General features: G+C 72.8%; 27 protein-coding genes and 3 tRNA genes. 12 read left to right on the top strand and 18 right to left on the bottom strand.

Annotated features, from left to right (window positions below):
• Positions 1 to 72: 72 nt before the first annotated feature.
• Positions 73 to 615, bottom strand: coding sequence for a hypothetical protein (locus OG625_RS31530; RefSeq protein WP_329387772.1), 543 nt, complete (start codon positions 613 to 615; stop codon positions 73 to 75).
• Positions 616 to 725: 110 nt separating this feature from the next.
• On the opposite strand from OG625_RS31530, the gene OG625_RS31525 reads away from it, so the two are divergent.
• Complete coding sequence (locus OG625_RS31525; RefSeq protein ID WP_329387770.1) at positions 726 to 1301, top strand: hypothetical protein; 576 nt, start codon at positions 726 to 728, stop codon at positions 1299 to 1301.
• A 17-nt stretch (positions 1302 to 1318) separates the two neighbouring features.
• Here the strand turns inward: OG625_RS31525 and OG625_RS31520 are convergent, their stop codons facing one another.
• The 3 genes from OG625_RS31520 to pgsA are packed head-to-tail and all read right to left on the bottom strand — an operon-like array spanning position 1319 to position 4061.
• The gene (locus tag OG625_RS31520) at positions 1319 to 2494 is read right to left on the bottom strand and encodes a glycosyltransferase family 4 protein (protein WP_329387768.1); all 1176 of its coding nucleotides are present in this window, start codon (positions 2492 to 2494) and stop codon (positions 1319 to 1321) included.
• Entirely contained in the window at positions 2494 to 3396 is a 903-nt protein-coding gene (locus OG625_RS31515; protein WP_329387767.1) for a phosphatidylinositol mannoside acyltransferase, read from the bottom strand. The genes OG625_RS31520 and OG625_RS31515 overlap by 1 nt, the downstream gene beginning before the upstream one ends.
• Positions 3396 to 4061 carry a phosphatidylinositol phosphate synthase gene (gene pgsA, locus OG625_RS31510; RefSeq protein WP_329387764.1) on the bottom strand — a complete coding sequence of 222 codons (666 nt, stop codon included), beginning with the start codon at positions 4059 to 4061 and terminating at the stop codon, positions 3396 to 3398. Before pgsA ends, OG625_RS31515 begins: the two co-directional genes overlap by 1 nt.
• A gap of 239 nt (positions 4062 to 4300) precedes the next feature.
• On the opposite strand from pgsA, the gene OG625_RS31505 reads away from it, so the two are divergent.
• Both OG625_RS31505 and OG625_RS31500 read left to right on the top strand, forming a co-directional pair.
• Positions 4301 to 6505: an elongation factor G-like protein EF-G2 gene (locus tag OG625_RS31505; protein WP_329387762.1), complete on the top strand. Its 2205-nt coding sequence runs from the start codon at positions 4301 to 4303 to the stop codon at positions 6503 to 6505.
• 131 nt (positions 6506 to 6636) lie between these two features.
• A complete protein-coding gene (locus tag OG625_RS31500) occupies positions 6637 to 8304 on the top strand; it encodes a hypothetical protein (RefSeq protein WP_329387760.1) in 1668 nt (555 codons plus the stop codon).
• A 31-nt stretch (positions 8305 to 8335) separates the two neighbouring features.
• On the opposite strand, the gene OG625_RS31495 is transcribed toward OG625_RS31500, so the two are convergent.
• Positions 8336 to 9025 carry a DUF6882 domain-containing protein gene (locus OG625_RS31495; protein ID WP_329387758.1) on the bottom strand — a complete coding sequence of 230 codons (690 nt, stop codon included), beginning with the start codon at positions 9023 to 9025 and terminating at the stop codon, positions 8336 to 8338.
• 90 nt (positions 9026 to 9115) lie between these two features.
• Here OG625_RS31495 and OG625_RS31490 point away from each other — a divergent pair, with 90 nt between their 5' ends.
• Positions 9116 to 9517 carry a J-domain-containing protein gene (locus OG625_RS31490; protein WP_329387757.1) on the top strand — a complete coding sequence of 134 codons (402 nt, stop codon included), beginning with the start codon at positions 9116 to 9118 and terminating at the stop codon, positions 9515 to 9517.
• A 10-nt stretch (positions 9518 to 9527) separates the two neighbouring features.
• On the opposite strand, the gene OG625_RS31485 is transcribed toward OG625_RS31490, so the two are convergent.
• Together OG625_RS31485 and thrS are read right to left on the bottom strand one after the other, a co-directional pair.
• Positions 9528 to 10088: an HIT family protein gene (locus tag OG625_RS31485; protein WP_329387755.1), complete on the bottom strand. Its 561-nt coding sequence runs from the start codon at positions 10086 to 10088 to the stop codon at positions 9528 to 9530.
• Positions 10089 to 10172: 84 nt separating this feature from the next.
• Positions 10173 to 12149 (bottom strand): threonine--tRNA ligase, encoded by a 1977-nt coding sequence (gene thrS, locus OG625_RS31480; protein WP_329387754.1) that lies wholly within the window; start codon positions 12147 to 12149, stop codon positions 10173 to 10175.
• Positions 12150 to 12536: 387 nt separating this feature from the next.
• Between thrS and OG625_RS31475 the strand changes: the two genes are divergently transcribed.
• Positions 12537 to 13004 carry a GNAT family N-acetyltransferase gene (locus OG625_RS31475; RefSeq protein ID WP_329387753.1) on the top strand — a complete coding sequence of 156 codons (468 nt, stop codon included), beginning with the start codon at positions 12537 to 12539 and terminating at the stop codon, positions 13002 to 13004.
• Positions 13005 to 13092: 88 nt separating this feature from the next.
• A complete protein-coding gene (locus OG625_RS31470) occupies positions 13093 to 14280 on the top strand; it encodes a calcium-binding protein (RefSeq protein ID WP_329387751.1) in 1188 nt (395 codons plus the stop codon).
• A 251-nt stretch (positions 14281 to 14531) separates the two neighbouring features.
• Here OG625_RS31470 and OG625_RS31465 read toward each other — a convergent pair whose 3' ends face one another.
• Positions 14532 to 15740, bottom strand: a complete 1209-nt coding sequence (locus tag OG625_RS31465) for a hypothetical protein (RefSeq protein WP_329387749.1) — start codon at positions 15738 to 15740, stop codon at positions 14532 to 14534.
• Positions 15740 to 16342 carry a DUF4365 domain-containing protein gene (locus OG625_RS31460; protein WP_329387747.1) on the bottom strand — a complete coding sequence of 201 codons (603 nt, stop codon included), beginning with the start codon at positions 16340 to 16342 and terminating at the stop codon, positions 15740 to 15742. Before OG625_RS31460 ends, OG625_RS31465 begins: the two co-directional genes overlap by 1 nt.
• Before the next feature lie 200 nt (positions 16343 to 16542).
• On the opposite strand from OG625_RS31460, the gene OG625_RS31455 reads away from it, so the two are divergent.
• A complete protein-coding gene (locus OG625_RS31455) occupies positions 16543 to 17271 on the top strand; it encodes a 3'-5' exonuclease (RefSeq protein ID WP_329387745.1) in 729 nt (242 codons plus the stop codon).
• 76 nt (positions 17272 to 17347) lie between these two features.
• On the opposite strand, the gene OG625_RS31450 is transcribed toward OG625_RS31455, so the two are convergent.
• A tRNA-Val gene (locus OG625_RS31450) sits at positions 17348 to 17419 on the bottom strand.
• 38 nt (positions 17420 to 17457) lie between these two features.
• Positions 17458 to 17949 (bottom strand): SRPBCC family protein, encoded by a 492-nt coding sequence (locus OG625_RS31445; protein WP_329387744.1) that lies wholly within the window; start codon positions 17947 to 17949, stop codon positions 17458 to 17460.
• Between the two features lie 113 nt (positions 17950 to 18062).
• Here OG625_RS31445 and OG625_RS31440 point away from each other — a divergent pair, with 113 nt between their 5' ends.
• Complete coding sequence (locus OG625_RS31440) at positions 18063 to 20381, top strand: SCO7613 C-terminal domain-containing membrane protein (protein ID WP_329387743.1); 2319 nt, start codon at positions 18063 to 18065, stop codon at positions 20379 to 20381.
• Between the two features lie 49 nt (positions 20382 to 20430).
• On the opposite strand, the gene OG625_RS31435 is transcribed toward OG625_RS31440, so the two are convergent.
• Together OG625_RS31435 and OG625_RS31430 are read right to left on the bottom strand one after the other, a co-directional pair.
• Positions 20431 to 20502 (bottom strand) — tRNA-Val (locus OG625_RS31435).
• Between the two features lie 46 nt (positions 20503 to 20548).
• The gene (locus OG625_RS31430; protein WP_329387741.1) at positions 20549 to 21067 is read right to left on the bottom strand and encodes a TIGR02611 family protein; all 519 of its coding nucleotides are present in this window, start codon (positions 21065 to 21067) and stop codon (positions 20549 to 20551) included.
• A 177-nt stretch (positions 21068 to 21244) separates the two neighbouring features.
• On the opposite strand from OG625_RS31430, the gene OG625_RS31425 reads away from it, so the two are divergent.
• Positions 21245 to 21658 (top strand): SsgA family sporulation/cell division regulator, encoded by a 414-nt coding sequence (locus tag OG625_RS31425; RefSeq protein WP_030011909.1) that lies wholly within the window; start codon positions 21245 to 21247, stop codon positions 21656 to 21658.
• A gap of 211 nt (positions 21659 to 21869) precedes the next feature.
• Entirely contained in the window at positions 21870 to 22490 is a 621-nt protein-coding gene (locus OG625_RS31420; protein ID WP_329387740.1) for a CGNR zinc finger domain-containing protein, read from the top strand.
• Here OG625_RS31420 and OG625_RS31415 read toward each other — a convergent pair.
• Together OG625_RS31415 and OG625_RS31410 are read right to left on the bottom strand one after the other, a co-directional pair.
• Positions 22431 to 22604 (bottom strand): hypothetical protein, encoded by a 174-nt coding sequence (locus OG625_RS31415; protein ID WP_329387739.1) that lies wholly within the window; start codon positions 22602 to 22604, stop codon positions 22431 to 22433. The two genes, OG625_RS31420 and OG625_RS31415, sit on opposite strands and share 60 nt — an antisense overlap.
• Positions 22605 to 22713: 109 nt before the next feature.
• Entirely contained in the window at positions 22714 to 23148 is a 435-nt protein-coding gene (locus tag OG625_RS31410) for a hypothetical protein (protein ID WP_329387737.1), read from the bottom strand.
• Positions 23149 to 23318: 170 nt separating this feature from the next.
• On the opposite strand from OG625_RS31410, the gene OG625_RS31405 reads away from it, so the two are divergent.
• A complete protein-coding gene (locus OG625_RS31405; RefSeq protein WP_329387735.1) occupies positions 23319 to 23813 on the top strand; it encodes a DsbA family protein in 495 nt (164 codons plus the stop codon).
• Positions 23814 to 23834: 21 nt separating this feature from the next.
• On the opposite strand, the gene OG625_RS31400 is transcribed toward OG625_RS31405, so the two are convergent.
• From OG625_RS31400 to OG625_RS31390, 3 genes are read right to left on the bottom strand one after another with little or no spacing between them, the layout of a single operon-like run.
• Positions 23835 to 24677, bottom strand: a complete 843-nt coding sequence (locus OG625_RS31400; RefSeq protein WP_329387734.1) for a GNAT family N-acetyltransferase — start codon at positions 24675 to 24677, stop codon at positions 23835 to 23837.
• Between the two features lie 43 nt (positions 24678 to 24720).
• Positions 24721 to 25542 (bottom strand): aminotransferase class IV, encoded by an 822-nt coding sequence (locus OG625_RS31395; RefSeq protein ID WP_329387733.1) that lies wholly within the window; start codon positions 25540 to 25542, stop codon positions 24721 to 24723.
• Between the two features lie 22 nt (positions 25543 to 25564).
• A complete protein-coding gene (locus tag OG625_RS31390) occupies positions 25565 to 26623 on the bottom strand; it encodes a chorismate-binding protein (protein ID WP_329387731.1) in 1059 nt (352 codons plus the stop codon).
• Between the two features lie 180 nt (positions 26624 to 26803).
• On the opposite strand from OG625_RS31390, the gene OG625_RS31385 reads away from it, so the two are divergent.
• Positions 26804 to 26876 (top strand) — tRNA-Gly (locus OG625_RS31385).
• Positions 26877 to 26905 lie beyond the last annotated feature (29 nt).

Genomic DNA, 26905 nt, shown 5'->3' with positions numbered 1-26905 from the left:
CAATATGGAGCAGGTGGCTCCTCGACTGGTCCATCGCGGTCCATTGCGGCCTGTCGCGCCGCTGAGTCACCCCTACGCCGGCCGCTCGGCAAGATCCACCGGCGGCTCGTCGTCCATCTCGAACGCGAGCGGGAAGGGCGCGTGCCCGGCCAGCCGGAACCAGCGCACCTTGCGGTGCCGGCGCAGGGCGCGTGCGGCCCGTACGGCGTCGTTGTGGAACCGGCGCGCCATGGGCACCCGCCGCACGGCCGCCGCCAGTTCCTCGGTGGCCTCCACCCCTCCCGGGGCCGCCTTCAGCACGTCGACCTGCGCGGCGTCCGCGAACACTGCCCGCAGGGCCTGGCTGAGCTCGCTCTCGGCGACCTCCCGCTGCTCCTCCTCGGCCTGCCGCGCCGCGTGCGCGGCCTCGTACAGCACGAGGGAGGAAGCGGGGTCCAGGACCCCGGAGGTGGCCACCTCCACCACCACGGAAGCCCGCCGCACGAGCTGCGCGTCGAGCGCGGCCCGCGCGGCGTCCATCCGCGAGTGCAGCCGGTCGAGCCGTCCTGCGGTCCAACTGAGGTAGACCCCGACCACTCCGAGAGCGAGGGCAATCCAGACAAGGGTTTCGATCACGCTGCGCGACCCTACCCTCCCGGGCGGGAGGCCCGCTCCGGCCGGCCCTGTACCGAGCGCAGCGCTCCGCGTAGGCTCGCCAACCGACCGTTCCGGGGGGAAAGTTGACGTTGACACGCTTACGCGGGCCTGCGGCCGTGCTGCTGGTCCTGGCGGCTGGTGTCTTCCTGGCGGCAGCGCTGGTGCCGCTGAGCGCGGAACCGGACGGCTACCGGCTCCTGTGGGTCCGGGCGCGCCAGTACACCGTCACGTGCACCCAGCTCGCCCTGGTCGCTCTGAGCGGCGCCGCCCTACTCGGCTTGCGCACGCTCCTCCTGCGGGTTTCGGCGTTCGTCACGCTGGCCGTCCTGGGACTCCCGCTCCTGCTCTCGCTCGCACAACCGTACGACGCCCCGGAGACCCATCGTGCCCACGCGCCCGGCCGCGACGACCGCCGGATGGTCGTGGTACGGGGCTCGGCCGGAATCGACCCGCTCTGGATCGTGTACGTCCAACAGGGCGAGGGGCTCGCGGAGCGCCGCTGGTTCGTCACGTCCTTCAATGGCGACTCCCAGACCAACGAGCTGGTCGACGCCCGGTGGACGGCCCCGGACCGAATCCGGATGACCACCCGGGAAGGCCGGGTCGTGGAGGCGACCATCGCCTCCGACGGCAGTAGGGAACAGGTGTTCAACGACAGGCGCTGACCGGCCGGCGCCGGGCCTCAGGAGGACGCGTCCCGCGAGAAGCCCAGGCCCAGCCGGGTGCGGAGCGGCACCCGCTCGTCGGTGGCCACCGCCGCCGCGCCGTCCGTGACCGTTTCGTAGACCGCCAGGATGTCCGCCGCGACCGTGGACCAGTCGAAGCGGCGCACGTGGGCCGAGCCGCGGGTGCCGAGTTCCGCACGGCGGGCCGGGTCGCGGAGGAGGGCGATGGCGCCGGCCGCGAGGGCGTCGGCGTTCTCGTTGGCGAAGAGGTCGCCCGCGCCGCCCTGGTCCAGGACCTGGGCGAAGGCGTCCAGGTCGGAGGCCAGGACCGCGGCGCCCGCCGACAGCGCCTCGACGAGGATGATGCCGAAGCTCTCGCCGCCCGTGTTCGGGGCGACGTACACGTCGACGCTGCGCAGCAGCCGCGCCTTGTCCTCGTCCGAGACCATGCCGAGGAATTCCACGCGGGAGCGGAGGTCGGCGGGGAGGGCCGCCACCGCTTCCTCCTCGTCGCCGCGGCCCGCCACGAGGAGGCGGACGTCCGGGCAGGCTTCCACGATCTTCGGGAAGGCCGCCATCAGGACGGGCAGGCCCTTGCGCGGTTCGTCGATGCGGCCGATGAAGCCGAGGGTCTGGCCGGACCAGTCGGGGTTCGGCTCGGCCTTGGCGAAGAAGTCGACGTCGACGCCGTTCGGGATGACGACGGCGTCCCCGCCCAGGTGCTCGACCAGGGTGCGGCGCGCGTACTCGCTCACCGCGATCCGCGCGCTGATCTTCTCCAGCGCCGGCTGGAGGATCGGGTACGCCGCGATCATCGCCCGCGAGCGCGGGTTCGAGGTGTGGAAGGTGGCCACGATCGGACCCTGCGCCGCCCAGCAGGACAGCAGCCCCAGCGAGGGCGAGGCCGGCTCGTGGATGTGGATCACGTCGAAGGTGCCGTCGTGCAGCCAGCGGCGGACCCGGGCCGCGGAGAGGAAGCCGAAGTTGAGGCGGGCGACGGAGCCGTTGTAGGGGACGGGGACGGCCCGGCCTGCGGAGATCACGTACGGCGGCAGGGGCGTCTCGTCGTCGGCCGGGGCCAGGACCGACACCTCGTGGCCGAGGTGGATCAGGTGCTCCGCCAGGTCCCGGATGTGGAACTGGACGCCGCCCGGCACGTCCCACGAGTACGGGCACACGATGCCGATCTTCACTACGGGCGCTCCTCCAAATCGTCCAGCCACAGCCGTTGCAGCATGTGCCAGTCCTCCGGGTGCTCGGCGATGCCCCACGCGAAGGCGTCCGCGAGCGCCTGGGTCATGGAAGCCGTCTTCTCGACCCGGGTCCCGGTCTTCGGGACCTCCACCTCGGGGTGGATCCGGCCGTACATCTTCGGGGTGTCTCCGTAGTGCAGGGTGGCCGCGAGCAGCACCGCGCCCGTCTGCTGGGCCAGCAGCGCCGGCCCGGCCGGCATCCGCGTCGTGGAGCCGAAGAAGTCCACCTCGACCCCCGAGGCCGAGAGGTCCCGGTCCGCGACCAGGCAGACGAGGCCGCCGGAGCGGAGCCGGCGGGCGAGAGTGCCGAAGGCGGCGCCGCCGCTGTGCGGCAGCACCTCCATGCCGAGGCTCTCGCGGTAGGCCACGAAGCGGTCGTAGAGCGTCTCGGGCTTGAGCCGCTCGGCGACCGTGGTGAACCGGACGCCGATGTGGCCGATGGCCCAGGCGCCGGCGAGGTCCCAGTTGGCCAGGTGCGGCAGGGCGATGACGACACCGCGCCCGGTGGCGAGGGCCTCGCGCAGCAGGTGCTCGTCCTTGAACTCGACGTCCGTGCTGAACCGTTTCGGGTCCATGGTCGGCAGCCGGAAGGATTCCATCCAGTACCGCATGTACGAGCGCATGCCGGCCTTGGACAGCTCGCGCAGCCGCTCGGGGCCGGCGTCCGGCACCACCCGGGCCAGGTTCGACTCCAGCCGCAGCACGCTCTTGCCGCGCCGCTTCCAGGCGTAGTCGGCGATGCGGCGGCCGAGGGCCACGGCGGCCGGTTCGGGCAGCTTCTTCACGCCGGCCCAGCCGAGCCCGTACAGCCCGTCGACCAGCTTGTCCTGCGCCTTGCCCATCAGGCGGTCCCCCCTTCGGCGGTCGCGGCGGCCGCGTCGGCCTCCGCCGACTCACGGCGTACGGTCACCACGCGCTGGATCAGCGTGACGAGCGAGCCCGCCGCCACGATCCACAGCGCGGCCGGCAGCAGCACTCCGATCCAGGAGGGCAGGCCGAAGGTCTGCAGCCCGGACAGGCCGGCCGCGACCAGTGAGATGACGAGGCGCTCGGCCCGTTCGATGAGCCCGTTGACGGCCACCGGCAGTCCGATCGACTCGCCGCGGGCCTTGGTGTACGAGACCACCTGCCCGCTGGCCAGGCAGAAGATCGAGACCGCGCACAGCGCGTTGTCGTTCCCGCTGCCCGCGTACCAGAGCGCGAGCCCGCCGAAGATCGCCGCGTCCGCCACCCGGTCGAGGGTGGAGTCGAGGAAGGCGCCCCAGCGGCTGGAGACACCGGCCTGGCGGGCCATGTTCCCGTCGACCAGGTCGGAGAAGACGAAGAGGGTGATGGTGATGGTGCCCCAGAAGAACTCTCCCCGGGGGAAGAAGACCAGCGCTCCGGCCACCACTCCGGCCGTGCCGATCAGGGTCACCGCATCCGGGCTCACCCCCCGCCGGAGCAGAAAAGCGGCGAATGGCGTGAGAACACGCGTAAAGAATGCACGCGCGTACTTGTTCAGCATGGCCTTCCCGGAGGGTCGCTGGGCCGCACGGCCACCACGGCCACCGGCTGGCCCATCGTAGCCAGCACGCCGCCCCCCGGACGCCGCGCACCCACCGGTTCGGCCCGTCGAGCCTTCCTTCACGCCTCGGCCCCCTGCCGGACCCGCCTCCGGTACGACGTATGGACGCGGTGTGACAGCGGTGCAAAGCTCGAAGGACACCCACCTCCTCACCGTCACCATCGGGAGGCACGAGAATCATGGGAGCCACATCACACCACGCCGGAGCCGCCGGCAGGGCACTGACGGCCGACCGGCCGTCGTCCATACGGAACGTCGTGCTGGTCGGCCACAGCGGATCCGGCAAGACCACGCTGGTCGAAGCCCTCGCCCTGACCTCCGGGGCGGTCAACCGGGCGGGCCGGGTCGAGGACGGCGGGACCGTCTCCGACTACGACGAGATCGAGCAGCGCCGACAACGCTCCGTCCAGCTCTCCCTCGTCCCCGTCGAATGGGACGGAATCAAGATCAACATCCTGGATACCCCCGGGTACGCCGACTTCGTCGGTGAGCTCAGGGCAGGTCTGCGCGCCGCGGACGCGGCCCTCTTCGTCGTCTCCGCCTCCGACGGCGTCGACGGGGCCACCCGCATGGTCTGGGACGAGTGCGAGGCCGTCGGCATGCCGCGCGCCATCGTCGTCACCCACCTGGAGGCCGCCCGCTCCGACTACACCCAGATGACGGCCGTCTGCGGCGAGATCTTCGGCGCCGACGACCCCGATGCCGTCATCCCCCTCTACCTCCCCCTGCACGGCCCCGCCGGAGCCAACGGCCACGCCCCCGTCACCGGCCTGCTCGGCCTGCTCTCCCAGCGCGTGTACGAGTACTCCTCCGGCGCGCGCGTGGAGCGCGACCCGGACCCGGCCGAGCGCGCCCTCATCGACGGCGCCCGCTCCCGCCTGATCGAGGGGATCATCGCCGAGAGCGAGGACGAGAGCCTCATGGACCGCTACCTGGGCGGCGAGGACATCGACCTCAAGACCCTCGTGGACGACCTGGAGCGGGCCGTCGCCCGCGGTACCTTCCACCCCGTCCTGATGGCGGCCCCCGCCGCCGACGGGGCCAAGCAGGGCCTGGGCACCGTCGAGCTCCTCGAACTGATCACCGGCGGCTTCCCCACTCCCCCGGAACGGCCCGCCGTGAACGTCACCACCCCCGACGGCACCCCGCGCCCCGCCGTCACCTGCGACCCGGACGGCCCGCTGGTCGCCGAGGTCGTCAAGACCTCCTCCGACCCGTACGTCGGGCGCGTCTCCCTCGTCCGCGTCTTCTCCGGCACCCTGCGCCCCGAGGTGACCGTCCACGTCAGCGGGCACGGGCTCGCCGACCGGGGGCACGAGGACCACGACGTCGACGAGAAGATCGGCGCCCTCAGCTCCCCCTTCGGCAAGCAGCAGCGCACCCTGAACCACTGCATCGCCGGCGACCTGGCCTGCGTGGCCAAACTGAACCGCGCGGAGACCGGTGACACCCTCTCCGCCAAGGACGATCCGCTCCTCATGGAGCCCTGGACCATGCCCGACCCGCTGCTCCCCCTCGCCATCGAGGCGCACAGCAAGGCCGACGAGGACAAACTCTCCCAGGGCCTGGCCCGGCTCGTCGCCGAGGACCCGACGATGCGGCTGGAACTGAACGCGCACACCCACCAGGTCGTCCTGTGGTGCCTGGGCGAGGCGCACCAGGACCTCGCCCTGGAGCGGCTGCGCACCCGCTACGGCGTCCAGGTCGACCCGGTCCCCCACAAGGTGAGCCTGCGCGAGACCTTCGGCGGCAAGTCCGCCGGCCGCGGCCGGCACGTCAAGCAGTCCGGCGGCCACGGCCAGTTCGCGATCTGCGAGATCGAGGTCGAGCCGCTCCCGCCCGGCAGCGGCATCGAGTTCGTGGACAAGGTCGTCGGCGGCGCCGTGCCGCGCCAGTTCATCCCGTCCGTGGAGAAGGGCGTACGCGCACAGGCCGCGCGCGGGGTCGCCGCCGGCTATCCGCTGGTCGACGTGCGCGTCACCCTGCTCGACGGCAAGGCGCACTCGGTGGACTCCTCCGACGCGGCCTTCCAGACGGCCGGCGCGCTGGCCCTGCGCGAGGCCGCCGCCGAGGCGCGCATCGAGCTGCTCGAACCGGTCGCCGAGCTCGCCGTCCTGGTCCCCGACGAGTACGTGGGCCCGGTGATGAGCGACCTCGCGGGCCGCCGCGGCCGCGTCGTCGGCAGCGATCAGGCAGGTCACGGGCGCACCCGGGTCCGCGCCGAGATCCCCGAGATCGAGATCGGCCGGTACGCCGTCGAGCTGCGCTCCGTCTCGCACGGCACGGGCCGCTTCGCCCGGGCCTACGCCCGGCACGAGCCGATGCCGCCGCAGATCGCGGACAAGATGCGCGAACAGGCTGAGAAGGGGAGCCAACTGACATAGCGTCGGGAGCCGCCGCCCGCCAACCCGCTTGCGGTGGGCGGCATTTCCCTGTCCCATGACCATGGGGCGGGATCCGCCGATAGGCTCATCGGCGCACCAAAGAGCACGAACGCACAGCGATGGGGGCAGCGGTGGCGGACGACGGATTCGACTTCAGGCCCGGAGCGCAGATTCCTCTCCAGGGCGGTGGCGGGCAGACGGCGGCGACCAACGCGCTGGCCTCGGCCGCCTACCGCGACGGCGGCAAGGACACCGAACTCAAGGTGATACTCACCGCCAACAGCGAGAACCACCCCGCCACGGTCAAACCCGGCAAGATATCCCTCTTCGAGCCCAATTTCGGCGAGGCCTTCTGCCGCGCCGTCGAGGCCCGCACTCTCGGATCCACCCGCAAACCACTCATCCAGTCCTTCGGCGCCGACCCCCAGACGGTCGTAGAGCACTGCCTGGCCGCCACGCGCATCCGCAAGGAACGGGACCGCAAGCTCCGGCTGATCATGCTGGTCTGCGGTGTGGTGTTCCTGCCCGGCCTGCTCCTGTGGCTGGGCCTGTTCCAGCTCCGCAAGACCCTGGCCGCCGGCGAGGGCAAGCGCTCCTCCTGGATGGGCACGGCGGTACTGGTCGGCATCGCCATCGTGGTGGCGGTACTGATGTTCCGGCTGCCCCTGACCGGCTTCCTCGGCCTCTACCTGCGGGGCATGGTGATCGCCCCGGCCCTGGGCTGGCTGCTCGCCCGTCGGCTGTGCGAGTCCACCGCCGCCGACCTGCGCGCCCGCTGGGACGGGCTGCTCGCAGGTGACGGGGTCGGAGCGAAGATCCCGGAGGCAGTGCCGGGCAACCCCGACGAGAAGGCCCGCGAAGACCTGCGTCACCAGCTCGCGAAGCTGACCGCGGAGGACCGCAGCAACCAGGTCTTCTACGCGGGCCCCAAGGGCATACTCGGCATGGGCACCCGATGGGGCAGCTGGCAGATGGCCGAGGAACTCGAGCCCACGACGGAGGGCGCCGAGATCCACCCCTTCCGCAGCTGGGACGTCGTACGCGCGATCGACGCCCAGCTCCGCAAGCTGGAGCGCGGCCCCCTGCACACCGGCGGTTTCCCGACGGCCGCCATCCAGCACTGGATCGTCACGCCGATCGGCGAGGGTGCCGCCGAAGTGGCCCGCCCCTCTGGCGAGAACATCGACAACTTCCTGATCAAGCCGCACGAGATCACGCGGATCTGCAACGAGCAGCAGTTCAGCGCAGGAAACCGGCACTATCTCGGCATCCAGTACCCGCTCTGGGACGGCCAGCTCGTCATCAACATGCTGGTCACCGTCACCGTGCTCTACAAGACACTGCGCGTGGACGTCACCGCGCACGCCCTGGGACCCGTACACGGCCTGTTCACTACGAAGTCCAAGGCCCCAGTGGTGGAGGTACCCAAGAGCATCCGCTTCTGGGAGACCGTCGAGCGCCCGCAGCCGCTGGTGGACACCGATGAGGTCGTGCGCCTCGCCGTACGTGCCCCGCTGACCTGGTTCCCGCCGCTCCTGGACTTCCTCGGCGGCAAGCTGGTCCTGCCCGAGCCCTTCGGCATCCGCCACGTGTGGGCCGGCTCGATGTGGCGCCACCGCTTCATGGCGGACGACGCCCTGCGCACGGTGGCCCCGGTGCTGCGCTCGGTCCACGCCGCCACCTTCAAGGTCCTGGAGGAGAACGGCGTCGACACCGACCGCTTCACCAACCGCTCCTCGATCATGAGCGGCCTCATCCAGGAGCCGGCCCCGCGCAAGGCGGACGTGTACGACGCGTAGGCGGGGCGGGGCCGGGCGGCGGGCGCGCGGGTCAGGGCCGGCCGGCGAGACTCACTTCCGCGATGCGGCCGAGTGCGTCGAACGCGATCCGTACCGGGACCCCCTCGGGAAGCTCGGCCGTGATCCGGTCTCCGGCCTCGTGCACCGGTACACCGTGGTGGTCGAAGTACCCGGTGACGACGTGGCGCGGGGCATGGCCGAGGAGCGAGGCCCCGGTGATGAGGGTCCGCGGCAGGGTGATCGGGTCGAGGGGCGCCCGGGGGACCTGCGGGTCGTCCGGCAGGAAGTAGACCCGCGTGCCGGGTCCCGCCTCGACACCGATGTAACCGGGGGTCTCGGCGACGCCCATCCCGGCGAACGCCAGGGTCTCCGCCGCGAACCGCGGGTCGGGGAAGCCCGACAGGTCCAGGGTCTCCGCGGTGAACTCGGCTATGCCGCGGGCCCGTCCGTAGCGCTCGACCGCGCTCGCGAGGGCGACCGCTTCGGTGCCCCGCAGGCCGGGGTTGGCCCAGCCCCACATCCAGGACTGCTCGTCCGTGTCGTAGGTGCCCAGGACCGAGACCCGCAGTGTGAGGTCGCCCTGGCGGTACAGACAGGCCTCCAGGTCCGCCGTCCACGGACCCTCGGGCAGGAAGGAGGTCAGGGTTTCGAGCTGCGCGGCGCCCCAGGCCGCGTGATGCTCCGTCTCCGACAGGAACTCTTCGCTGAATCGCATGATCATGGTCACGGACCCTACGCGGACCTCTGGCCGGGCGGGCCGGTCTGGGTAGGCTGAAGGCCCCGAGGCCGTCGCATCCCCCGAGGAGGCACCGTGACCGAGCGCAAACCCCCTGGCGTCGACATCGAGTCCTGGGTGGACCGGCAGATCAGAGAGGCCGCCGACCGCGGCGAGTTCGAGAACCTGCCGGGCTACGGAAAGCCGCTGGCCTCCCTCGACGCGCCCTACGACGAGCTGTGGTGGATCAAGGGGAAGTTGCACCGCGAGGGCTTCTCGGCCCTGCCCCCGGCGCTCGCGCTGCGCAAGGAGGCGGAGGACGCGCTGGAGGCGGCCCGCGCGGCCCGCTCGGAACGGCAGGTGCGGGCGATCCTCACGGAGATCAACGAGAAGATCGCCGCGGCCCTGCGCATGCCCCCGTCGGGGCCGCCGCTGAACCTCACCGAGTTCGACGTCGAAGGCTTACTGGAGGAATGGCGCGCGGCACGCGCCGCCTGATCAGCCCGCCTCAGCCCGTGGGCCAGGCATCGGCGAGCATCTGCCGGGTGTCCGCGAGGAGCTGCGGCAGGACGCGGGTGTGGCCGACGATCGGCATGAAGTTCGCGTCCCCGCCCCAGCGGGGCACGATGTGCTGGTGCAGGTGCGCGGCGATGCCGGCGCCGGCGGCGGCGCCCTGGTTCATGCCGATGTTGAAACCGTGCGCCCCGGAGGCCTTGCGCAGCGCGACCATGGCCCGCTTGGTCAGGTCCGCCAGCTCGCCGGTCTCCAGCGCGTCCAGGTCGGTGTAGTCGGCGACGTGCCGGTACGGGACGACCATGAGGTGCCCGCCGTTGTACGGGTACAGGTTGAGCACCGCGAAGACGTGCTTGCCGCGGGCGACGACCAGCCCGTCCTCGTCGCTCATCTCCGGAATCCCGCAGAACGGACACCCGTCGCCGGCCTCGGGGCCGGTGGGCTTGTTCTCGCCCTGGATGTAGGCCATCCGATGCGGGGTCCACAGGCGCTGGAACCCGTCATGCGTGCCAACGCCGTTCTGCTGCTCCGGCTCACTCGTCATGGCGGCAAGCATATGACCTTGCCGGTACGGACGGAGAAGGCCCCCGGAAAGTGATCACTCTCCGGGGGCCGGGTCCTCTCGGACCTGCCGGATCCGTCAGACCTGGACGCGGTCCGCGACGACCTTGGCCAGCTTGGCCAGCGCCTCGTCCTTGGCGATGCCGTTCTCCTGCGAACCGTCGCGGTAGCGGAAGGAGACGGTGCCCGCGGCCATGTCCTCGTCACCGACGATGATCATGAACGGGACCTTGAGCTTCTGGTGGTTGCGGATCTTCTTCTGCATGCGGTCGGAGGAGGCGTCCACCTCGACCCGCAGGCCCTGCTTCTTCGCCGCGGCGGCGAACTCCTGCAGGTACTCCACGTGCCCGTCACCGATCGGGATGCCGACCGCCTGGACCGGGGCCAGCCACGGCGGCATGGCGCCCGCGTAGTGCTCCAGCAGCACGGCGAAGAACCGCTCGATCGAGCCGAACAGCGCGCGGTGGATCATGACCGGCCGCTGGCGGGAGCCGTCGGGCGCGGTGTACTCCAGGTTGAAGCGCTCCGGCAGGTTGAAGTCGAGCTGCACGGTCGACATCTGCCAGGTACGCCCGATGGCGTCGCGCGCCTGCACGGAGATCTTCGGGCCGTAGAAGGCCGCGCCGCCCGGGTCGGGGGTCAGCGGGAGACCCTGCTTCTCGGCGACCTGCTGGAGGACGGCGGTCGCCTCCTCCCACACCTCGTCCGAGCCGACGAACTTCTCCGGGTCCTTGGTGGACAGCTCCAGGTAGAAGTCGGTCAGACCGTAGTCGCGCAGGAGGTTCAGCACGAAGGTGAGCGTGCGGTCGAGCTCCTCCGCCATCTGCTCACGGGTGCAGTAGATGTGCGCGTCGTCCTGGGTGAAGCCCCGGGCGCGGGTCAGGCCGTGCACGACGCCCGACTTCTCGTACCGGTACACCGTGCCGAACTCGAACAGGCGCAGCGGCAGTTCGCGGTAGGAGCGGCCGCGCGCGTCGAAGATCAGGTTGTGCATCGGGCAGTTCATGGGCTTGAGGTAGTAGTCGGTACCACCGTCGAGCTGCATGGGGGGGTACATGCCCTCCGCGTACCAGTCCAGGTGGCCGCTCTTCTCGAACAGCGCGCCCTTGGTGGCGTGCGGGGAGTAGACGAACTCGTAGCCCTCCTCCTCGTGACGCTTCCTGCTGTAGTCCTCCATGGTCCGGCGGATGACGCCGCCGCGCGGGTGGAAGACGGCCAGGCCGGAACCGATCTCGTCCGGGATGGAGAAGAGGTCCAGCTCGTTGCCGAGCTTGCGGTGATCGCGCTTCTCGGCCTCGGCGAGGAAGTCGAGGTGGGCCTTCAGCTCCTCCTTCGACGGCCACGCGGTGCCGTAGATGCGCTGGAGCATCGGGTTCTTCTCGCTGCCGCGCCAGTAGGCGGCCGCGTTGCGCATGAGCTTGAAGGCCGGGATGTTGCGGGTGGTGGGCAGGTGCGGACCACGACACAGGTCCTTCCAGCACAGCTCGCCGGTCTTGCCGTCCAGGTTGTCGTAGATGGTCAGCTCGCCGCCGCCCACCTCGACGTTCGCGCCGTCATCGGTCGAGGCCGCACCCTTGATGCCGATGAGCTCCAGCTTGTACGGCTCGTCGGCGAGCTCCTCGCGGGCGGCCTCGTCGGTGACCACGCGGCGGGAGAACTTCTGCCCGCGCTTCTGGATCTCCTGCATCTTCTTCTCGATGGCCTTCAGGTCCTCCGGAGTGAAGGGCCGGGCGACATCGAAGTCGTAGTAGAAACCGTTCTGGACCGGCGGGCCGATGCCGAGCTTGGCCTCGGGGAACAGCTCCTGCACGGCCTGCGCCATGACGTGCGCGGTCGAGTGGCGCAGGATGTTCAGGCCGTCCTCGGAGGAGATCTCCACCGGCTCGACGGTCTCGCCGTCCTGCACCTCGTACGCGAGGTCCTTCAGTTCCCCGGCAACGCGCGCGGCGACGATGGTGCGCTCGCCGGCGAAGAGCTCCGCCGCCGTAGTGCCCGTGGCCACCACGCGCTCGTCCCGCTCGGAATCGCGTTGGATGATCACACGGACGTCTGACACCGGTCTCTCCTGACTCAGGGGGTGCGCGAGCGAACACTGCGCGCCTGAATCGTACCGAGCGGAGTGGCTGCGCCGCGAAACGGTTACCGGGAGGCGCCCGGACCCCGCCCCGGGCCCCGCCGGGCGCCCTCGGGCGGGGACGGTCGGGATGTCCCGAGGAGGCGTACGGGCCGCGGCCCGTACGAGCGGGCGGCCTGTGGGGCGGGGCCCCTCCGGGGCGTCTCCTCGGCTCGCGAACCCGGGCCGGACCGGCCTGTCGGGCGGCGTTGGGTTCGCTCGACCTGTGGGGACGCCCCGGAGCGTCCCCGCTCCATCCGAAGCGCGGCCCCGATCCCGAGGGGCGAAACCGCAGGTAGCGTGGTCCGGACTGCCGACCGAGGGACGCCCATGCAGATACGACCGCTGGACCTGGCCGACGATGCCGTCGCGGCTGCCGTGCACCGGATCGGGCGGGCCGCGTACGCGGTGGAGGCGGAGCTCATCGGCTTCGACGGCATCCCGGCGCTGCGGGAGAGCCTCGCCGAGATGCGGGCGCAGGCACTCACGTGGGTCGGCGCGGTGTCCGAGGACGGGGAGATCGCCGGTTTCCTCGCCTGGGAGGACGGGGCTGAGGGCGGTGTGTGCATCGACCGGGTGTGTGTGGACCCGGCCTGGTTCCGCCGGGGGGTCGCCTCCCTGCTGCTGGGCCACGTACCGGCCGACCGGGACGTCACGGTGACGACGGGCGCGGACAACGCCCCGGCGGTCGCACTGTACGAACGCTTCGGCTTCGCTCGCGGCGCGGACTTCTCCCCCGCCCCCGGTCTGCGCATGGCCTCCTTCTCCCGCGCGGGGTCATCCGTACGACGGAAGTGAGCGGGCAGACAGCGTAGGTGGGGCCGCGGCCTGCCGCGCAAGGGGCAGTAGGGCGTGTGACCGCTCTTCCCGAACCGGAGGCCCCGGCATGGCTCGACTCCTCACGATCGGCGTGATCACCGCCGCGATGCTCGCCTTCGGCCCGCCGGCCGGCGCCGCGCAGACCACCTGCTTCGGCGCGAAGGCCACGATCATCGGCTCGGGCCTGTTCGGCGGTGGCCCCGGCAACGACGTGATCGTCGGCTCGGCCGGTGTCGATGTCATCTCCGGCAACGGCGGCAACGACCTCATCTGCGGGCTCGGCGGCAACGACGTCATCGTCGGCGGGGACGGGAACGACCGGCTCGACGGCGGAGCGGGCAACGACGTGCTGCGCGGTGACGCCCACTCGACCGGCGGTGACGTCGAGGGCGGCGGGAACGACACCCTGCTGGGCGGGGCCGGTGACGACGACATGGTCGGCGACTCCTTCACCGCGAGCGGCAACGCCACCGGCGGCGGCAACGACCGGCTGGAGGGCGGGCCCGGCGAGGACTTCCTCGTCGGCGACTCCGAGAGCGACGACGCCGGCTTCGCCAAGGGCGGCGGGCACGACCGGCTCTACGGCGGTGACGGCGACGACGTCCACATGACGGGCGACAGCGTCACCTTCGGCGGGAACGTCGAAGGCGGCGGGAACGACTTCATGGACGGCGGAGACGGCAACGACGGCCTGCTCGGCGACTCGGCGGCGCCCTTCGTCGGCACGGCGACCGGCGGGGGCAACGACACCCTCCTGGGCGGGCCCGGCACGGGCGACAACCTCATCGGCGACAGCGAGAGCAACGTCGCCGTTTACGGCAGCGGCAACGATGTGCTGGACCTCGGGGCCGACGGCGGGTCGTTCGCCGTCGGCGACCACAACATCGGCGACCCGGACGGCGGCGGGGCCTTCGGAGCGGGCCACGACCGGATCCTGGGCGGCAGCGCCGACGAGATCCTCATCGGCGACAGCTCGGTCGCGGACGCCACTTCGACCGTCGCGGGCAACGACGTGATCGACGGCCGCGGCGGCGCCGACTCCCTCTTCGGCGACAACGTCACCTTCCTCGCGGACGCGACGGCCGGGACGGCGGGCGGCTCCGACACCCTGCGCTCGGGCGCCGGGGCCGACAAGCTCTTCGGCGGCCCGGACAACGACGTCCTGGACGGCGGCCCGGACACCGACGGCTGCGACGGCGAAGCGGGCACCGCGGATGTCGCCGTGCGCTGCGAGTCGATCGTCGGCATCCCGTAGCCAGGCTGGTCCCCGCCGGCTCGGACGGGGCCGGGTGTGCGGTGGGGCGTCCCCGCAGGGCGTCGAACCGGGCCCCCTCGGCCCACCGACCCCTGGAACCGTTCGACGCCCGAGGAGACGCCCCGGCGCGCGCCCGGCACCGGCCGGGCCGGCACCACACCGACCCCGCCCCGGCTGAGCCCGCCCACCCCACCGGCCGCCCACCCCACCGGCCGGCCCCCGCGCAACCGGCCCGACCCGAAGGCGGCCGCCTAGTCCTCCGTCGGGTCGAACGCCGTGTCCAGGGACTTCATCAGCCGGTCCCGCTCGACCTCGTCCAGCGGGACCGGTGTCACCTCCGCCGCGTGCGTCAAGCGCCGGAAGCCGCCCCTCCGGTGCAGCCGCCCGGTCAGTTTGATCGGCAGGCCCACCAGGTGCGCGTGGCCCGCCACCCGGTACGCCTCCTCGTCCAGCTCCGCCCGGATCGAGGAGATCTCCGCCCCGGCGAGGACCCGCAGCCGTACCGTGCCGCCCCCGCCCGGGGCCGAGCGCCGCATCCGTACGACCGTCCCCACCACCCGGACCGTGACCGCCGGCTCGTCCCGGGTGTAGCGGGCGGCGGCCTCCCTCAGGACCAGGAGGTCGCCCGGCGAGAACTCCACCGGCTCCGGCCGCGCCGCGCACCCCGCCGGGACCCCCGCCGCCGGCGCCCACGCGAGGGTGATCCGTGCCCCCTCCGAGCCCCGGACGAGCGCGATGAGCGCGTCCGCGAGCTCGCGGCTGACCCCCGCTTCCACCGCCGCGTCGAAGGCCTCCATGCCGCCAGTGGCCCGCTGGTAGTCCACGGCCTCGCGGGCCGCGTGCAGGGCGTGGTGCAACCGCTTCACCGTGCCCCGGCCCCCGTCCACCGGGACGTACGCACTCAGCCGCCGACCACCCGGCGAGGGCCCCACCAGCACGCCGTCCAGCGCCCGTTCGGCCTGGCCGCGGTGGCGGGCCCCGTAATAGCCCGCCCGCGCCCGGTCCGCCAAGGCGCCCGCCAGCAGCAAGCGCCGGGCCGCCGCCCGCAGTTGCTCCTGCGCCGTCCAGTCGGCCTCACCCTGGAGGCCCTGCGGCCCCTCCGGGATCTCCCGCTCCCAGCGGATCTCGTCGCTGGGCACGCTCAGCCCGTACAGCACCTCCCGCGCCGAGGGCAGCCCGCTGAGCGAGAGGGCCGTGAGCGCCTCCTCCAGCAGGTCCGCGCAGTCGGGGAAGGCGCTGCTCTCGGGGACGAGCAGGCTCGTACCGGAGCTGCCCGCACGGTGGGCGGCCGGCGGCGTCCAGCGGCCGTACCGTCCGGCGGCCCCGCCGCGCCGCAGCCAGCCGTGCCGGTGCAGCAGCGCGCCCAGCACGGCGGGGTCGACGTGCTCGGGGTCGGGCACGGCCGGGTCCGCGAACTCCGGGGGCGGCAGCGGTTCGAGGTGCGGCGGGTTCCAGTGCATCAGGGTGTCCCTCCCGACCCGACCCGGGTCATGATCTCGCACAGCGCGCGGTCGTCGAAGATCCGCGTGGTCGGGATCCGTACGGTGGTCCGGCGCCGGCCGGTCACGGGGTGTCCCGCGAGGTTGGTCCAGTAGCAGCAGTGCCGCAGGTCGAGCCGGTCGTGCCCGGCGGCGAGCCACTGGTCGCGCTCGCGCGGGACGAGCATCACGACGAGGATCTTGTGGACGGCGACCGGGGTGCGGGCCAGTTTCACCAGGTGCTCGTTGTCGAGGGTGAAGGCGAAGGTGGGCCCGGCCGGCCGCGGCGGTATCTGGTAGGTCGCCTTCAACTGCACCTTGATGGTGACCTCGTCGTCGACGACGTGTTCGGGGGCACCGTGGCTGACGTGCCAGTCGATGCCGTTGTCGGGAAAGGGCTGCGAGAGCGAGCAGCCGGCCGCTGCCGCGACGGCGTGCAGGTATCCCACCTGAAGGGTCTCCATGCAGGCGGTGGTGGCGAGTGTGCCGCGCAGCGGTCCGCTCCGCGCTGCGTCCGGCTCGCCGGTGCGCGGATCGATCTGCAGCGCCGGCACCCCGCTCGGTTCGGGCTGCGCGAGCGCCATGGCCGACTCCCCATGCCTCCGGGCTCTGCCGTGTCTGGTGGACGGGGTGACGACCGGTCATGTGTACGGCCCCCCACTGGAGTTGTCTCCGCACCCGAACCCCCGCAAACGGCGTACGCGGCAAACAGCACGGGTATCACCGATTCGGGCAAGGGTGGCGTGATCCGGGCCATCTGCCGACCGTGGACGAGGAGTTCGCCATGACACGCTGGTACGAGGGCCCGCTGGCCGCATTTGACACGGAGACCACCGGGGTGGACGTCGAGCAGGACCGGATCGTGTCCGCCGCGCTCGTCGTCCAGGAGTGTGCGGGCGGCCGGGTCCGCACCACGCGCTGGCTGGTCAATCCCGGGGTTCCGGTGCCTCCCGGCGCCACGGAGGTGCACGGCCTGACCGACGAGCACCTGCAGCGCCACGGCCGCTGGCCGGCGCCGGTGGTGGAGGAGATAGCGCGCGCGCTCGCTGAGCAGCAGGTGGCGGGCCGCCCGGTGGTGGTGATGAACGCGCCGTTCGATCTGACGCTGCTGGACCGGGAGTTGCGCCGGCACCGGGCGTCGTCGCTGACCCGCTATTTGGACAACCGGCCGCTGACGGTGCTGGATCCGCGCGTGCTGGACAAGCACCTGGACCGGTACCGCAAGGGCCGCAGGACGCTGACGGACCTGTGCGCGCACTACGGGATAGAGCTGGAGGGCGCCCACGACGCGGCGGCGGACGCGCAGGCCTCGCTGGAGCTGGTACGGGCGGTGGGCCGCCGGTTCGCGGCGCGGCTGGAGCGGCTGAGCCCGGCCGAACTGCACACGCTCCAGGCGGTGTGGCACGCGGCACAGGCGCGCGGGCTGCAGGCGTGGTTCGCGCGCCAGGGGACGCCGGAGGCGGTGGATCCGCACTGGCCGCTGCGGCCGGGGGACCTGTCGACGGCCGCGTAGCCCCGTACCCGGCGCCCTACCCGGCCCCGTACATGCGGAAGGCCGGTCCGTCATAAGACGGACCGGCCTGTCCCGGTGGGCGATACTGGGATCGAACCAGTGACCCCTTCGGTGTGAACGAAGTGCTCTCCCGCTGAGCTAATCGCCCGGGAACGGACTGAACAATACAGAAGGCTCGGGGCTGGTTCAAACCGCTTCCCGGAAGCCGGCCAGCCGGGCCTCCAGACCGCGTCGCCCCGCCCGCATCATCAGCGCGTGGTTCAGCCGGAACACCGGCCGCCCGGGCAGCGCGAGCCTTCGCATCAGCGGCCGCCGCACCTCGACCTCCTGCTCGTACAGCGCCCGGGTGCGCGGGCCGCCGCCGGCCGCGGCGCGCGCCCGTACGGTCCACCGCGCCCAGCCGTCGAGATCGCCGCGCAGGGCCACTTCCAGCACCCCTCGCCGCGTGTCGCGCAGCAGCTGGGTGGCGGTGACGTGGAGGGAGTACGGGAGGGCCGAGCGGATGGTGGCGGCGCCGCTGCGCTCGTCGAGCTCTTCGACCCGGCGGATCTGGGGCCACCACTGCGGGTACTCACCGGGGAGTTCCAGGACGGCGAAGACCTGTGCGGGCGGGGCGTCGAGGTCCCACGCGCTGCGGAAGCGGTAGCGGTTCCAGCGGTCCCAGCGGCTGCGGTCCATGGATCCAGTGTGGCGCGCGCGGGGTGCGCGTGTGCCCTGTTCGTACGTACTCAGTGTGCATCTGAGTACGTACGCCCATGTCCTGACCGCGTGACCGCCGCCACACTCCGGATATGAACATGCCCCTGCCGCCCGCCGAAGAGCTGGCGCTCATCGACCGCGAGCTGGCTCAACTGGACAGCCGCCGCCAGTACTTGCTGGCCCGCAGGGACTGGCTGCTGCGGCTGCTGCACGCAGCGGTGCCGTTGGCGGCACCGCCCGCCCCGACGGCCGGGCCCGCGAAGGACGCCTCGGCTCCGAGTGCGCAGAACGTGCTGCTCACCCTGGGCGCCGTGCTGCTGGCCGTGGCCGCGCTGGCGTTCACCCTGGTGAGCTGGGGCTCGCTCGGGATCGCCGGGCGCTCGGTGGTGCTCGGCGCGGTGACGGCGGCGGCACTGGCCGCGCCCGTGCCGCTGCTGCGCCGCGGGCTGCGCTCGACGGCGGAGTCGGTCGCGGCGGTGGGGCTGCTGCTGACGGCGCTGGACGCGTACGCGCTCCACCGGGTCGGCATGCCGGGCACGGACCCCCGGGCGTACGCGGCGGGTGCGGCCGCGGTGCTGGCGGCAGTCTGGGCCGGGTACGGGTTCGCCCTGCGCGAGCTGCGGATCCCGCGGCCGGCCGCGGTGCTGGCGGCGCAGTTCCCGCTGCCGCTCGCGGCGCTGGCCGCGCAGGCGGGCCCGCTGGAGCTCGCCTGGGCGCTGCTGGCGACGGCCGCGCTGGACGCGGCGCTCGCGGTGCGGCTTCGGTGGGCGGCGCTCCCCGCGGTCGCACTCGGCACGGCCGCGGTGCTGACCGGGGTGTCGGAGTCCTGGGCGGCGGTCTCGGCCGCGGAGGCGTGGCCCCCGTCGGCGCTGCTGCTGGCGGGCGCGGCCCTCGGGGTGGCCGCGGCCTGGCGGGAGCCGCGCGCCTGGGTCGCCGCGCTGGTGGGCGGCGTGCTGGCGGTGGTGGCGGTGGGCGGGCTGTCCCGGCCGGAGCTCGAGCCGTCGTGGTCGGTGCTGGTGCACCTGCTGGTGGCGCTGCCGCTGCTGGCGGCCGTACGGGTCCACGCTCTCCCGGCGCACGTCCGGCGCGGGCTGGGCTGGGCGGGCGCGGTGGTGGGAGCCCTGACGGCGCTGTCCGGGTGGGTGGCGGTCGCTCCGGCGCTGCTCGGCCGGGTCGGGGTGCTGGACGAGGTGTGGGCCGCGACGAGCCCGGCCGCGGATCCGTACGGGTCGGGGGTGGCCGTCGTACTGGGCCTGCTGCTGACGGCGGGGTCCGCCTGGTGGCTGTCGCGGGTGCTGTCCCGGCCGGAGCCGGCGGCGGTGGCGGTGGTCCTCGGCTGGGCGGGGCTGTTCGCGGCTCCGCTGCTGCTCGGCTTCCCGGTGGCGGCGGCGTTCGCGGCGCAGCTGGCGGTCACGGCGGCGGCGGGACTGCTCGCCCTGCGGTCCCCGGAGCGCGGGACCGGCATCACGGCCGGCGCCTGCGCGCTGGCCGGGGCCGCGAACGTGTCCCTGGGCGCCCTGGACGGCCGGCTGGCCACCTTCGCGGTGTGGGGGCTGCTGGGCGCGCTCTGCGCGGCCGCGGCGGCGTACGGGCCCGCCGCGCGGTGGGCCCGCGCCGGGGCGGCGGCGTGCGCCGTCGGGTACGCCACGGGGCTGCTGGTGGCCGCGGCGGCGCTGACGGACCTGGCGGTGGTGTGGTGGGCGCTGTGGGTGCTCGCGGTCCCGGCCGTGGTGGCCGCGCTCGGGCCCCGGCTGGGCGGCGTCCGGCTGCCCGCGGAGATCGCGGCGGGCGCGGCGGGCGCCCTGGCGGTGGCCCTGTCGGCCGGGCGGCCGGGGACCCTCGCCCTGGTCCTGGCACTGCTCGGGGTGGTCTGCGCCGGGGCGGCGGTACGGCCGGACCGGCGCGTGCTGGGCTGGGCGGCGGGGGCGCTGTTCGTGGCGGCGACCTGGGTCCGGCTGGCCGATTCCGGGGTCTCGGCGCCGGAGGCGTACACCCTGCCGGTGACGCTGCCCGCCCTGGCGGTGGGCTTGCTGCGGCGGCGCAAGGACCCCGCGGTCTCCTCGTGGACGGCGTACGGCGCGGGGCTCTCCGCGACACTGCTGCCGAGCCTGCTGGCGGCCTGGGGGGACCCGGACTGGGTGCGCCCGCTGCTGCTGGGCGTGGCCGCGCTGGCGGTGACCCTGGCGGGCGCGCAGCGACGGCTCCAGGCCCCGCTGCTGCTGGGCGGCGCGGTGCTGGCGGTGGTGGCGCTGCACGAGCTGGCGCCGTACGTGGTGCAGGTGGCGGGGGCGCTGCCGCGCTGGGTGCCGCCGGCGCTGGCGGGCCTGCTGCTGCTGGCGGTGGGCGCGACGTACGAGAAGCGGCTGCGCGACGCCCGCCGGCTGCGGGACGCGATCGGCCGGCTCCGGTGAAACGCCAGAGGCCCGGAGACTGTGAAAGTCTCCGGGCCTCTGGTCCGGGTGGGCGATACTGGGTTCGAACCAGTGACCCCTTCGGTGTGAACGAAGTGCTCTCCCACTGAGCTAATCGCCCGGACGCACCGCAAACATTACCGCATGTCAGCGGTGCTCCTTGACCATCACTGGTCCTTGATGCGCCAGGGCAGGACGAGCCCGTACTTCCACAGGTAGAAGCCGATCAGCGCGCCCGCGATGACGAGGCCCACGCTGGTCAGGATGATGTTGCGGCGCCGGACCTTCGGGTCGAGCGCCTTCTGGGCGGCCTCGGTGACCTTGCGCTTGGTCCAGCGCAGCACGAGGTGGGCCCAGGCGAACTCGGTGGCCCAGATCGCCAGGCCCGCGAAGATCGCCACCCAGCCGGGGCCGGGCAGCACGAGCATCGCGACACCGGCGCCGATGACCGCCAGGCCGACGACGAAGACGCCGACCTGCCAGCTCAGGTGCAGGCTGCGGCGGGCCTTGATGAAGGCGGGTGCCTTCGATACGTGCGGTGTCTCCTCGGCTGCCTCGGCAGTGGGTTCCGCGGCTGGCCCGGCAGTGGGTTCCGCGGCGGCCCCGGCAGTGATCTCTGCGGCGGCCTGGGCGGCGGATTCGTCGGCTGCGGGCTCGTTGGCCCCGCGGTCACTCCCCGTATTCATGGGATCGAATCTACCCGAGCCGGAAGCACACGTGAATGATGCTTTGGATCCGCCGTCCGAGGGACCCAGAGGTCCGCAAAACGGTCAGAGGGGTTTACAACGGCACCGTAGGTGGCATGTCGATTTCGCCGACGTGCGAATCCCCGAGCGCACACTGAGCGAAAGGCCCTGGCGCTTATGAACACCACGGTCAGCTGCGAGCTGCACCTGCGCCTCGTTGTGTCGAGCGAGTCCTCACTGCCTGTTCCCGCGGGCCTGCGGTATGACACGGCCGACCCCTACGCCGTGCACGCCACCTTCCACACCGGCGCCGAGGAGACGGTCGAATGGGTATTCGCCCGCGACCTCCTCGCAGAGGGCCTCCACCGGCCCACCGGAACCGGCGACGTCCGCGTCTGGCCGTCCCGCAGCCACGGTCAGGGCGTCGTGTGCATCGCCCTGAGCTCACCGGAGGGAGAAGCACTGCTCGAAGCACCAGCCCGAGCACTGGAGTCGTTCCTCAAGCGGACGGATGCCGCGGTCCCACCCGGGACCGAACACCGGCACTTCGACCTCGACAAGGAGCTCTCCCACATCCTGGCCGAGAGCTGAGCCAGGCCCACACCCGCGCGACACCGTCCGACTCGGGGCGACGGTGCGTGTCGGACAACCACATACGGACGTGCCGGCGCTGTTCTCGCGGAAGCCACCCGTGGGGACGGCGCCGGTGCGCGTTGGGCACCCCCTCGGAGTGACCCGCTAGAGTCGGCCCCCAGCGGCGGCACAGGTCGTCGCCGCAGGCCCGGCCCCTGAGGGAGACCCCGTGCAGATCCCCCACGACACCCGTCGCGCGCTCGACGTCGTCGTCGCGCTGGTGAACACCGCGGCCGAATCGGAGCATCCCGACGGGCTCGCGGACATCGCCGCGCTGCGCGGATTCGTCCAGGAGTACTCGATCAGCGGCGTCGGCGAGCTCGGCGCCCGCGACCTCTCCGGTGTGCGTACGGTGCGCAGCAAGTTCGCGCAGGTCTTCGCGGCGCCGAACCCGCGCGCCGCGTCCGCGCTCATCAACGAACTGGTGGCGACGGCCGGCACCACTCCGCAGCTGACCGACCACGACGGCTACGACTGGCACGTGCACTACTTCGCGCCGGGCGCCTCGGTGGGCGACCACCTGGCGGCCGACGGCGGCATGGCCCTGGCCTTCATCGTGGTCTCCGGGGAGCAGGAGCGGCTGCGCCGCTGCGAGGCCCCGGACTGCCGGCGCGCCTTCGTGGACCTCTCCCGGAACCGCTCGCGGCGCTACTGCGACAGCCGGACCTGCGGGAACCGGCTGCACGTGGCCGCGTACCGGGCGCGGCGCAAGGGAGCCGACGCCGGGCCGTCAGAGCATGAAGAGGTCGTGCACGGCGGCGAGCAGCAGCAGGACACCGATCACCGCTAGGAAGATCATCAGGGGCGGCTGGGACAGGGCGAAGAGGCAGCCTCTCGGCTCCTCGGCAACGGGGGCGGGGACCGGCGCGGGAACCGACGGCTCACCCTGCGATGTCTCGAGCATGTCGGGCCGATGATGGCGCAGCCCGCCACCGACCGCCCTTCAACACGCCAACATCCGCTCGGTAGTTCGCCCGATCTCGTGGATCGTGGCGCGAATCCGGGGCCTCGGGTCAGATGCCGTGCTTCTTGAGGATCGCCTCGATGTCGGAGAAGTCCTCCCCGGCGTCCGCCGCGGCAGCCGGCTTCCGGCTCCCCGCGTCCTGCGGGCGGGAGCCCGTTCCGGCGCCGAGCGAGGGCGCGGAGGCGGCCGGGGCAACGGCTTCCGGGGTCCGGCCGGCCTTCTTCCCCAGGCCCCGGCGCTCTACGGCGCGGGTGGTGAGGAAGAGCAGCCAGGCCACGCCCAGCAGGCCGAAGCCGATCCAGACGGTCGGCTTGAAGACGATCCCGGAGACCCACTGCACGACGCCCGTCATCACGAGGGCGACCGGCACCAGCGAGTAGGCGGCGATGCGCGTGGCCGCCAGGAACCGCTTCCGGTAGGCGGTCAGCGCGGCGATGCCCAGGCCCGCCGCGGACACCGCGGAACATATGGTCTCGGCAAGCATGCGGTCCTCCGGCGGTTCGACGGCTGGGCGATCTGTCCCCATCCATCCTGCACCGGCCCCCGCCCCCGCGGCCAGGTCCGGGGGCGTCCCCGGCCGGATCTCCGGGACATCTCGGGGTCGGGCCTCATCCCTGAGGAGTGGGTGCCCACGGCGGCTGGGAGACTGGGGGCATGACCGATTCCGTGATCCTCGACGTCTGGTGCGAACTCCAGTGCCCGGACTGCCACAGCGCGCTGGACGACGTGCGCGCCCTGCGGGCCCGTTACGGCGACCGGCTGGACATCCGGCTGCGCCACTTCCCCCTGGATAAGCACAAGCACGCCTTCGCCGCGGCGCAGGCCGCCGAGGAGGCCCTGGAGCAGGGGCAGGGCTGGGCGTACGCCGAGGCGCTGCTGGCCAGGACCGCCGAGCTCGGCGAGCGCGGCGAGGCCGTACTGCTGGACGTGGCCCGTGAACTGGGCCTGGACGCCGAGGAGTTCGACACCGCCCTGATCGACGGTCGGCACATCCTGATCGTCGACGCGGATCAGGCCGAGGGCAAGGCGATCGGTGTGACCGGCACCCCGACGTACGTGATCGACGGCGAGCGCCTCGACGGCGGCAAGAGCCAGGAGGGCCTGCGCGCCCGCATCGAGGAGATCGTCGACCGCCTGCTGGCCGCGTAGCCCGGGATCGCCCTGGACGGCCTAGATCAGCGCCTTGATGGCGTTGACCGAGACGTCCCGGTACCCGAGCGATTCGTAGAGCCGCCGGGCCGGGGTGTTGCCCTCGTGGACGTGCAGGCCCAGCGTGCGGGCGCCGGAGTCCAGGGCCGCGTGCTCGGCCAGCAGCATCAGCGTCCGCCCGTGGCCCTGCCTGCGGTGGCCGGGGTCGACGTCGATGTCGTACACGTACGGGACGGGGCCGAGGTCGGGCAGGTCCCGCTCCCCCACCCACAGGGTGCCCAGGGTCGCTCCCCCGGGCGCCTCCAGCAGGAGGAAGGCCGCGCCGGGGGTCTCGCGCCCGGCGGGGAGCATCCGGGCGTGTTCGAGGCGCGAGGCCTCCAGGCCCTGCTCGGCGGTCAGGCCCGGGGCGACGAGGTGGGTGCCGTACGCCACGACGGCCGCCTCCAGCCAGGAGTCGAACTCGGCCTGGGTCATCGGGCGCCCCGTGCCGCCGCCCGGGAGCGCGGGCGGCTCGGCCGCCAGCTCCTTGACCATGACGCGGCCGGTCACCCGGTAGCCGAGGGACGAGGTCATGCGCAGCGCCCGCTCCGCGTCGGCGGGCACCGACACGGCGATGCTCTTGCATCCCCAGGAGCGCAGTACTTCCTCGGCGGCGAGCGCGGCCACCGTGCCGCGCCCGCGCCGCCGGTCCGGCGCGTCGATCCACAGCCCGCGGATCACACCGACCTCGGGTTGGGCGGCCGAGCGGGTGGCCAGTTCGAGCGAGCCGACGCGCCGGCTGTTCACCCGGACCTCGTACGTCCGCGAGCGGGTGCCGTCACTGTTGCGCTGGAGCGGCTGTGCGGGCCGCAGGGTAGTGGTCATCACCTGGTGTTCTACCTGCCCCGCGGCCCCGCGTCACCGGTGTTCACGGATCCAGGTCCGCGCCGGCCTGTGCGTCGAAGATCCGCATGGCCTCGGCCGTGACCGGGCCGGGGGCCGCGGAGACCTCGCGCCCGTCGATCCGTACGACCGCCTGGACATCACGGAGGGAGGAGGTCAGGAAGACCTCCTCGGCCTGCTCAAGGGCCTCGGAGGGCAGGTCGGTCTCCTTGGCTCCGGCCCACTCGACGACGAGGGCGCGGGTGATGCCGGCCAGGCAGCCGGAGGCCAGGGGCGGGGTGTGCAGCTGCCCGTCGAGGACGGCGAAGACGTTGGAGCCGGTGCCCTCGCAGAGGCGGCCGAGGGTGTTGGCGAGGAGCGCTTCGGAGGCGCCGGCCCGGTGGGCGGCGGCGAGGGCGACGACGTTCTCCGCGTAGGAGGTGGTCTTCAGGCCGGCGACGGCGGAGCGCTCGTTGCGGACCCAGGGCACCGTGACGACGGCCGTGGTGTCGGGGCGGCGTACGGAGGCGGCGACGGCCACGATCAGCGTGGGGCCGCTCTCGCCGCGGTCGGAGCCGAGCGGGGAGAGACCGCCCGTGTAGGTGACGCGCAGCCGCCCGTGCTCCACGGGGTTGGCTTCGAGTACGGCGGCGCAGGCCCGGCGCACCTCGTCGTGGTCGGGGTCCGGCAGGCCGAGGCCGCGGGCCGAGCGGGTCAGCCGCTCCAGGTGGCGGGTGAGCGCGAAGGCGCGGCCCCGCTCCGCCTTGAGGGTCTCGAAGACGCCGTCCCCCACGGTCAGCCCGTGGTCGAAGACGGACACCTTCGCGCTGTCCACGTCCCGAAGTGCTCCGTCGAGCCAGATGCTCACCGTGCGGCCCCTCTCGTGTTTCTCATGGTCCCGTGCGTTCCGATGCCTGGTGCGCCCCCGACGCTACCCGCAGCAGCCGGGCGGCCTTCAGTTCGGTCTCCGCCCACTCGCCGTCGGGGTCGGAGCCCCAGGTGATGCCGGCTCCGGTGCCGAAGAGCAGGCGGGGGCCGCCGGGGGCCTCGCGGTCGATCCAGAAGGTGCGGATGCCGACGGCGAGCTCGGCGGTGCCCCGGTCGGCGTCGACCCAGCCGATGCCCCCGCAGTAGGGGCCCCGGGGGGCGGTCTCCAGGGCTTCGATGATCCGCAGGGCGGAGGATTTGGGGGCCCCGGTGACGGAGCCGGGCGGGAAGGTGGCCGCGAGGAGCTCGGGCCAGCCCGCGCCGTCGGCGAGTTCGCCGCTGACGGTGGAGACGAGGTGGACCAGGCCCGGGTGTTCCTCGACGGCGCACAGCTCGGGGACGGTCACCGAGCCGGTGGCGCAGACGCGGCCGAGGTCGTTGCGCACGAGGTCCACGATCATCACGTTCTCGGCGTGGTCCTTGGGCAGCAGGTCGGCGGCGGTGCGGCCGGTGCCCTTGATGGGGCCGGACTCGACGTGGCTGCCGCTCCGGCGCAGGAACAGTTCCGGGGAGGCGGTGGCGATCTCCACGCCGTGCGCGGGCAGCCGAATCGTTCCTGCGTAGGGCGCCGGATTGCCGCGGGCGAGGAGCGCGGTGAGCGCGTCGACATCGGCGCCGGCGGCGTCGGCCAGGGGCGCGGACAGCACGCGGCAGAGGTTGGCCTGGTAGACCTCGCCGGCCGCGATGTGCTCGCGGATGCGGCGGACGCCTGCCACGTAGGCGGCGCGGTCCAGGGAGGAGGTCCACTCGTCGGCGCCGGGCCCGCGCCAGGCACCGGGGACGGGATCGGGGACGGGATCGGGGCGTATGTCCCCGAAGCGCGCGCAGACGAGCCGCCCCTCGAAGTCGGCGGCCACGGCCCAGAAGCCGGTGGAGTCGAGGGCACCGGGGTCGCCGGTGACGTCTCGGAGGTCGGTCGCGAGCAGGCCGCCGAAGCGGGCCATGGGAGGCAGGTCGTGCACGGCTGCGAGTCTATGACCGGTGACGCGACGGCGCCGGAGAGGTGACGGTCGCGTGACCGCTGGTGATCGAGCGGCAGCACGCTGCGGAAACGCGTTTTTGAGCTGGCCCGGGAATCCGCTAGAGTTCAACACGTCGCCAGGGAGCGAAGGGGCAAAACCCCGGAGCCAACACGGTGACCTGCGGACGTAGCTCAGTTGGTAGAGCACCACCTTGCCAAGGTGGATGTCGCGAGTTCGAGTCTCGTCGTCCGCTCGAAGTGGGGGTCTTCTTCCCGAGAACCC

The organism is Streptomyces sp. NBC_01351, assembly GCF_036237315.1.
GTDB lineage: Bacteria > Actinomycetota > Actinomycetes > Streptomycetales > Streptomycetaceae > Streptomyces.
The sequence above is the reverse complement of the archived record's forward strand: the minus strand, read 5'-3'. Positions and strand labels throughout refer to the sequence as shown.

What these genes read in the sequence shown, in the direction of transcription:
- OG625_RS31515 (WP_329387767.1), bottom strand. Translation starts at nt 3,396, where the DNA reads ATGGGCAAGGCGCAGGACAAGCTGGTCGACGGGCTGTACGGGCTCGGC.
- pgsA (WP_329387764.1), bottom strand. Translation starts at nt 4,061, where the DNA reads ATGCTGAACAAGTACGCGCGTGCATTCTTTACGCGTGTTCTCACGCCA.
- OG625_RS31505 (WP_329387762.1), top strand. Translation starts at nt 4,301, where the DNA reads ATGGGAGCCACATCACACCACGCCGGAGCCGCCGGCAGGGCACTGACG.
- OG625_RS31495 (WP_329387758.1), bottom strand. Translation starts at nt 9,025, where the DNA reads ATGATCATGCGATTCAGCGAAGAGTTCCTGTCGGAGACGGAGCATCAC.
- OG625_RS31485 (WP_329387755.1), bottom strand. Translation starts at nt 10,088, where the DNA reads ATGCTTGCCGCCATGACGAGTGAGCCGGAGCAGCAGAACGGCGTTGGC.
- OG625_RS31475 (WP_329387753.1), top strand. Translation starts at nt 12,537, where the DNA reads ATGCAGATACGACCGCTGGACCTGGCCGACGATGCCGTCGCGGCTGCC.
- OG625_RS31470 (WP_329387751.1), top strand. Translation starts at nt 13,093, where the DNA reads ATGGCTCGACTCCTCACGATCGGCGTGATCACCGCCGCGATGCTCGCC.
- OG625_RS31465 (WP_329387749.1), bottom strand. Translation starts at nt 15,740, where the DNA reads ATGCACTGGAACCCGCCGCACCTCGAACCGCTGCCGCCCCCGGAGTTC.
- OG625_RS31460 (WP_329387747.1), bottom strand. Translation starts at nt 16,342, where the DNA reads ATGGCGCTCGCGCAGCCCGAACCGAGCGGGGTGCCGGCGCTGCAGATC.
- OG625_RS31455 (WP_329387745.1), top strand. Translation starts at nt 16,543, where the DNA reads ATGACACGCTGGTACGAGGGCCCGCTGGCCGCATTTGACACGGAGACC.
- OG625_RS31445 (WP_329387744.1), bottom strand. Translation starts at nt 17,949, where the DNA reads ATGGACCGCAGCCGCTGGGACCGCTGGAACCGCTACCGCTTCCGCAGC.
- OG625_RS31440 (WP_329387743.1), top strand. Translation starts at nt 18,063, where the DNA reads ATGAACATGCCCCTGCCGCCCGCCGAAGAGCTGGCGCTCATCGACCGC.
- OG625_RS31430 (WP_329387741.1), bottom strand. Translation starts at nt 21,067, where the DNA reads ATGAATACGGGGAGTGACCGCGGGGCCAACGAGCCCGCAGCCGACGAA.
- OG625_RS31425 (WP_030011909.1), top strand. Translation starts at nt 21,245, where the DNA reads ATGAACACCACGGTCAGCTGCGAGCTGCACCTGCGCCTCGTTGTGTCG.
- OG625_RS31415 (WP_329387739.1), bottom strand. Translation starts at nt 22,604, where the DNA reads ATGCTCGAGACATCGCAGGGTGAGCCGTCGGTTCCCGCGCCGGTCCCC.
- OG625_RS31410 (WP_329387737.1), bottom strand. Translation starts at nt 23,148, where the DNA reads ATGCTTGCCGAGACCATATGTTCCGCGGTGTCCGCGGCGGGCCTGGGC.
- OG625_RS31405 (WP_329387735.1), top strand. Translation starts at nt 23,319, where the DNA reads ATGACCGATTCCGTGATCCTCGACGTCTGGTGCGAACTCCAGTGCCCG.
- OG625_RS31400 (WP_329387734.1), bottom strand. Translation starts at nt 24,677, where the DNA reads ATGACCACTACCCTGCGGCCCGCACAGCCGCTCCAGCGCAACAGTGAC.